Raw genomic sequence first — 5,628 nt, 5'->3', positions numbered from 1 at the left:
GCCCCTCCGCCTCGCCGGTAAGCGCGAGGCGGAGCGGCCCGAACAGGCGCTTGCCGGTGCGGCCGGTCGCCGCCTTCAGTGCCGCGATCCAGGCGGCCCACGTCGCCTCGCCCCACGGCTCCGGCGGCAGCCGGTCGGCGGCGTCGCGGAGAAATGCGGCCTCGTCCGTCATGACCGGTACGTCGATGTCGCCGGCGACCACGTCCCACCAGTGCCGCGCCTCGTCGAGCAGGTCGAGATTGCCGCGCACGGCAAGCCAGAACGCCTCCGTCGCGCCGGCCGGCAACCGCCCGGCGACCGCGGCATAGTCGAGCCCGTGCAGCGCCCGCCGGTTGAGCGCCAGCAGCTGCCGCATGTCGAACCGCGCGGCCGAGCGCGAGACGCGGCCGAGATCGAAGCCCGACGCCAGCGTCGGCAGGTCGGCCAGCAGCGGATCGTCGGCGGTGCCGAGGCGCGCGAGATAGGCCGCGATCGCCGTGGGCTCCATGCCGTCGGCGCGCAGGCTGCGCAGGCTGAGGCCGTCGAGGCGCTTCGACAGCTTGCCGCCATCGCTGTCGGTCAGCAGCGGCAGATGCGCGAAGCGCGGCGGCGCGGCGCCGAGGGCGCGGAAGATGTCGATCTGCACCCCGGTATTAGTGACGTGATCCTCGCCGCGGATGACGTCGGTCACCGCGGCGTCGATATCGTCGACGACCGAGGTGAAGGTATAAAGCGGCAGCCCGTCGGCGCGGATGACGACCGGATCGGAGACGGCCTGGAGCTTCACCTCCCGCCGGCCGAGGACGCCGTCCTCCCACCGCACCGTGGTGTCATCCAGGCGAAAGCGCCAGTACGGACGCTTGCCCCCCGCCTCGGCCGCCGCGCGCTGCTCCTGCGTGAGCGACAGCATGGCGCGGTCATAGACGGGCGGCTTGCCGCGCTTGAGCCGCGCCTCGCGCTTGGCGCGCAGCTCCTCCTCGCTTTCGAAGCACGGATAGAGCCGCCCCGCCGCCTTCAGCCGCTCGGCCGCCGCGGCGTAGCGGTCCAGCCGGTCGGACTGGCGCGACAGCGATGCCCAGTCGAGGCCCAGCCAGCGCAGATCCTGCTCGATCGCCGCGGCATATTCCGGCCGGCTGCGCACCGGATCGGTGTCGTCGAGGCGCAGCAGGAACGCGCCGCCGTGGTGGCGCGCGAACAGCCAGTTGGCGAGGGCGATGCGGGCGTTGCCAACATGCAGCCAGCCCGTCGGGCTGGGCGCGAAGCGGACCGTCACGGCGGGCGGGCTCATGCGTCCTCGTCGTCGTCGTCGCCGACGCGGCGCGGATCGATCGCGCGCCAGTCCCGCTCCTCCGTGCCTGCGGGGGTGGCGGCGAAATCACCCAGCTCGTTGGCGCTGCGCCAGCCGGCCTCGCCCGCGTCGACCACCTCGGCGTCCTCGCCATAGGCGAACCATGCGTCGAGCACGTCCTTCGGCGTCATGCCCGCGACGCGGCAGCGCTCGATGCTGTCGCGGACATAGGCGCGGGCGAAGGCGTTGGCGTGCATGAGGGTGGGGAACCCGCCGATTTCCTCCACGACGTGATCGTCGCTCGCGCCCGACAGGTCCAGCAGCCGCACCCGCCACCCGCCCTCGGGGGCAAACAGGTCGCTCATGACACGATGCGCGTGTAGCCGTTGGTGATCGGATAGCGACGGTCGCGGCCGAAGGCGCGGCGGGTGATCTTCACCCCCGGCGGCGCCTGCCGGCGCTTGTATTCGGCGCGGTCCAGCATCCGCCAGACGCGCAGCACCGTCGCGCGGTCGTAGCCCGCCGCCACCAGGTCATCGACGGCGGCCTCGCCCTCGATCAGTCCCTCCAGGATGGCGTCGAGCACGTCATAGGGCGGCAGCGTGTCCTGATCGGTCTGGTTGTCCTTCAGCTCGGCCGATGGCGGCTTGGTGATCACCCGCTCCGGCATGACCGGACCGGCGGGCCCGAGCCCGCCCTCCGGCTGGTAGGCGTTCCGCCAGCGGCAGAGCTCGAACACGGTCGTCTTGTAGACGTCCTTGAGCACGGAATACCCGCCGCACATGTCGCCGTACAGCGTGGCATAGCCGACCGACATCTCGCTTTTGTTGCCGGTGGTGAGCAGCATGTGGCCGAGCTTGTTGCTGATCGCCATCAGGATCAGGCCGCGGGCGCGCGACTGGATGTTCTCTTCCGTGATGTCGGGCGGCCGGCCGGCGAAGACCGGGGCCAGCGACTGCTCGAACGCCTCCGTCGCCGCGCCGATCGGCACGGTATCGCAGGCGATGCCGAGCATCCCGGCACAGGCGGCCGCATCCTCCAGGCTGTGGGCGCTCGTATAGCGGCTGGGCAGCATGAAGGCGCGGACGCGGTCGGGCCCGAGCGCATCGACCGCGACCGCCGCCGACAGCGCGCTGTCGATGCCGCCCGACAGGCCAAGGATGACGCCGGGAAATCCGTTCTTGTTCACGTAGTCGGTGAGCCCGAGCACGAGGCTGCGATAGAGCAACGACAGCCGGTCGGGCTCCGGCGGCAGCGTCTGGGGCGTACAGACGAGGCCAGCCTCGGTGCGCGTCCACTCCGTCAGCGTCACCGATTCGGCGAAATAGGGCATCTGCACCGCGAGCGTCCGGTCGGCGTTCAGGACGAAGGACGCGCCCTCGAACACCAGCTCGTCCTGGCCGCAGACCTGACCGAGGAAGACGAACGGCAGCCCGCTCTCGACGACACGCGCGACGGCGAGGCTGATGCGTTGCGGCTGCTTGCCGGTCTCGTAGGGCGAGCCGTTGATCGACAGCAGCAGCTCCGCCCCGCTTTCGCTCAGCGTCTCGGCGACGGTCGGGAACCACCAGTCCTCGCAGACCATCAGGCCGAGCCGGAAGCCGCGAAAGGCGACGGGACCCGCCGGCGGTCCCGCGTCGAACACGCGCTTTTCGTCGAATACGCCGTAATTCGGCAGCTCGTGCTTGGCCCGGCGCGCGGCGATCCGGCCCTCTTCGAGCAGGAAGGCAGCGTTGTGCAGAAGCGCCCCGTTCTGCCACGGGCCGCCCACCACGATGGCGGGGCCGCCGTCCGCCGTGTCGGCGGCGAGGTCGGCGATCGCCGCCTCGCACGCGGCGACAAAGGCCGGCTTGCGGACCAGATCCTCGGGCGGATAGCCGGCGACGGAGAATTCCGGGGTCACCACGAGATCGGCACCCAGCGCCGCCGCCTCGGCGCGGGCGCGGCGAAGGGTTGCGAGGTTGCGGTCGATCGCGCCCACATGCGTGTCGATCTGCGCGAGGGCGATCTTCAGTCGGTCTGGCATGGGCGGAGGTCTGACATGGGCGGAAGCTAGAAGCGCGCCCCGCGCGAATCAACGCGGCCCGGTCCGCCTAGCGACGATAGGGGACCGGCAGCAAAAGCGTGGCCGGCACGCGACGCAGGCCGGACCCGTCGGCGGACGGGACGATGACGTGGGCGGTGGGGTCGAAATCGAGGATCATCTCGCGGCAGGCGCCGCAGGGCGACACCACGGCGGGCGTGCGTTCGGCCTCGTCCGGCTTCGGGTGGCGGACGGCGACCATGGTGTCGATCGCGCCGTCCCCCTCCAGGATCGCGCGGCCGAGCGCCACCGCCTCGGCGCAGATCGACAGGCGCCCGACCGTCGCGCCGAGATGCAGCCCGGTCCAGATGCGCCCGTCGCGCCCGCGGATCGCCGCCGCGATGGTGTGCCAGAGCGGGCGATAGTGGCGGGCGAGCGTGGCGGTCGCCGCCTCGATCAACGCGGCGTCGTCGGGGCTCAACGCCTGCCCGTCAGCCTCGGCCGTATCCTGACGGGCGGCGGGAGCGCCCGGACCGATGATGGTATCCAGAAAATCCCTCCTGCCGCTGATACGGGCCGGCTGCCTGCTTGTCGCAGAAACCCGGGTTTGACCAGAGGCAGGATCGCGCCGGCGCGTTACGTTTTGGTAGCGCGCCGCCGGCGGCGCGGATCAGTCCGCCGCCTCGGCGTCTTCTTCCATCGGGGCCGTCATCGCGTTGGCGACGACACCCGCCTGCGCGCGCACGCGCTGCTCGATCGCCTCGGCCATCGGCGCATGATCGCGCAGGAACTGCTTGGCGTTCTCCCGCCCCTGCCCGATGCGCTGGCTGTCGTAGCTGAACCAGGCGCCCGACTTTTCGACCACGCCCGCCTTGACGCCGAGGTCGATCAGCTCGCCGACCTTGCTGATGCCCTCGCCATACATGATGTCGAACTCGACCTGACGGAACGGCGGCGCGAGCTTGTTCTTGACGACCTTCACCCGCGTCTGGTTGCCGACCACCTCCTCGCGGTCCTTGATCTGGCCGATGCGGCGGATTTCCATGCGGATGGAGGCATAGAACTTGAGCGCGTTGCCGCCGGTCGTGGTCTCCGGGTTGCCGAACATCACGCCGATCTTCATGCGGATCTGATTGAGGAAGATCAGCATGGTGTTGGAGCGCGAGACGCTGCCGGTGATCTTGCGCAGCGCCTGGCTCATCAGCCGCGCGTGCAGTCCCATGTGGCTGTCGCCCATCTCGCCTTCCAGCTCGGCGCGGGGCACCAGGGCGGCGACGCTGTCCACCACCAGCACGTCGATCGCACCGGAACGCACCAGCGTGTCGGCAATCTCCAGCGCCTGCTCGCCGGCGTCCGGCTGGCTGATCAGCAGGTTGTCCACGTCCACGCCCAGCTTGCGGGCATAGATCGGATCGAGCGCATGCTCCGCGTCGATGAAGGCGCACGTGCCGCCGCGCTTCTGCGCCTGGGCGATGGCATGCAGCGCGAGCGTGGTCTTGCCGGAGCTTTCCGGCCCGTAGATCTCGACGATGCGCCCGCGCGGCAGCCCGCCGATGCCGAGCGCGAGATCGAGGCCGAGCGAGCCGGAGGAGATGACGTCAACCCCCTCATCGGTTCCGCGCTGCCCCATGCGCATGATCGAGCCCTTGCCGAAAGCCCGCTCGATCTGCACCAGCGCGGCGTCGAGAGCCTTGTTCTTTTCCATCGCAGTCCCCGATCCCTTTTGGCGCGCCACAACCGGCGGATGGTCATAGAGGGCGCAATACGCGTGTTGCGTGTCCGGCACTCTGACAGAGTGCGCGGGCCGGTGCAACCGCGCCGCTGCACGACGTTAAGACATTGTTCTAGTCTTGTTCCAGAACCCGCCGACAGACAAGAACTTTTCACGAACTGCGACCGGGGACTCACGGCACGGGCGCCGCCCCTCCGCCGGTCCGACAACCCAGTCTAACCGCCCAGGACCGAGTCGAGTGCTCGCAGAAGATCGTCCAACGCAAAGGGCTTGGCGAGAAACGCCGTGCGGCCGGGGCGATCGGGGAGCCGCGCATCGGCGTAGCCGGAGAGCAGCACGCAAGGCACGCCCGGCCACCGCGCCGCCAGCGCGCGCAGCAGGGCGACCCCGTCGAGACCGGGCAGCGACGCGTCCGTGACGACCGCGTCCGGCCGGCCATCGGGCCAGACGCCGGCGGCCTCCGCCAGGGCCGCCTCGGCCGACGGGTGCGCCACGACATGCCAGCCGCGCCGCCCGAGCCCGCGCGCGATCACGGCCAGCACCGCCGGCTCATCGTCGACGAGCAGCACCGAACGCCAGATCGGAAGAGCACACGTCTGAACTCCA

Annotated in this window: 5 protein-coding genes; all 5 read right to left on the bottom strand. The window is 70.5% G+C overall.

What is annotated here, in order from left to right; all coding sequences use genetic code 11:
- Positions 1 to 1,252, bottom strand: a 1,252-nt coding sequence (gene gltX / locus B8460_RS16310; protein ID WP_048862671.1) for a glutamate--tRNA ligase, incomplete at its 3' end; no start/stop codon positions are given.
- An 11-nt stretch (positions 1,253 to 1,263) separates the two neighbouring features.
- Positions 1,264 to 1,632: a hypothetical protein gene (locus B8460_RS16305; RefSeq protein WP_048862670.1), complete on the bottom strand. Its 369-nt coding sequence runs from the start codon at positions 1,630 to 1,632 to the stop codon at positions 1,264 to 1,266.
- On the bottom strand, positions 1,629 to 3,293 hold the full coding sequence (locus B8460_RS16300; RefSeq protein WP_048862669.1) for an NAD+ synthase: 1,665 nt from the start codon (positions 3,291 to 3,293) through the stop codon (positions 1,629 to 1,631). The genes B8460_RS16305 and B8460_RS16300 overlap by 4 nt, the downstream gene beginning before the upstream one ends.
- 67 nt (positions 3,294 to 3,360) lie before the next feature.
- Positions 3,361 to 3,771, bottom strand: a complete 411-nt coding sequence (locus B8460_RS16295) for a cytidine deaminase (protein WP_048862668.1) — start codon at positions 3,769 to 3,771, stop codon at positions 3,361 to 3,363.
- A 189-nt stretch (positions 3,772 to 3,960) separates the two neighbouring features.
- Positions 3,961 to 4,995, bottom strand: coding sequence for a recombinase RecA (gene recA, locus B8460_RS16290; protein WP_048862667.1), 1,035 nt, complete (start codon positions 4,993 to 4,995; stop codon positions 3,961 to 3,963).
- Between the last annotated feature and the right edge of the window lie 633 nt (positions 4,996 to 5,628).

The sequence above is a fragment of the Acidisphaera rubrifaciens HS-AP3 genome, from assembly GCF_000964365.1.
Lineage (GTDB): Bacteria > Pseudomonadota > Alphaproteobacteria > Acetobacterales > Acetobacteraceae > Acidisphaera > Acidisphaera rubrifaciens.
This window is presented reverse-complemented; position numbering and strand designations above follow the sequence as displayed.

What these genes read in the sequence shown, in the direction of transcription:
- B8460_RS16305 (WP_048862670.1), bottom strand. Translation starts at nt 1,632, where the DNA reads ATGAGCGACCTGTTTGCCCCCGAGGGCGGGTGGCGGGTGCGGCTGCTG.
- B8460_RS16300 (WP_048862669.1), bottom strand. Translation starts at nt 3,293, where the DNA reads ATGCCAGACCGACTGAAGATCGCCCTCGCGCAGATCGACACGCATGTG.
- recA (WP_048862667.1), bottom strand. Translation starts at nt 4,995, where the DNA reads ATGGAAAAGAACAAGGCTCTCGACGCCGCGCTGGTGCAGATCGAGCGG.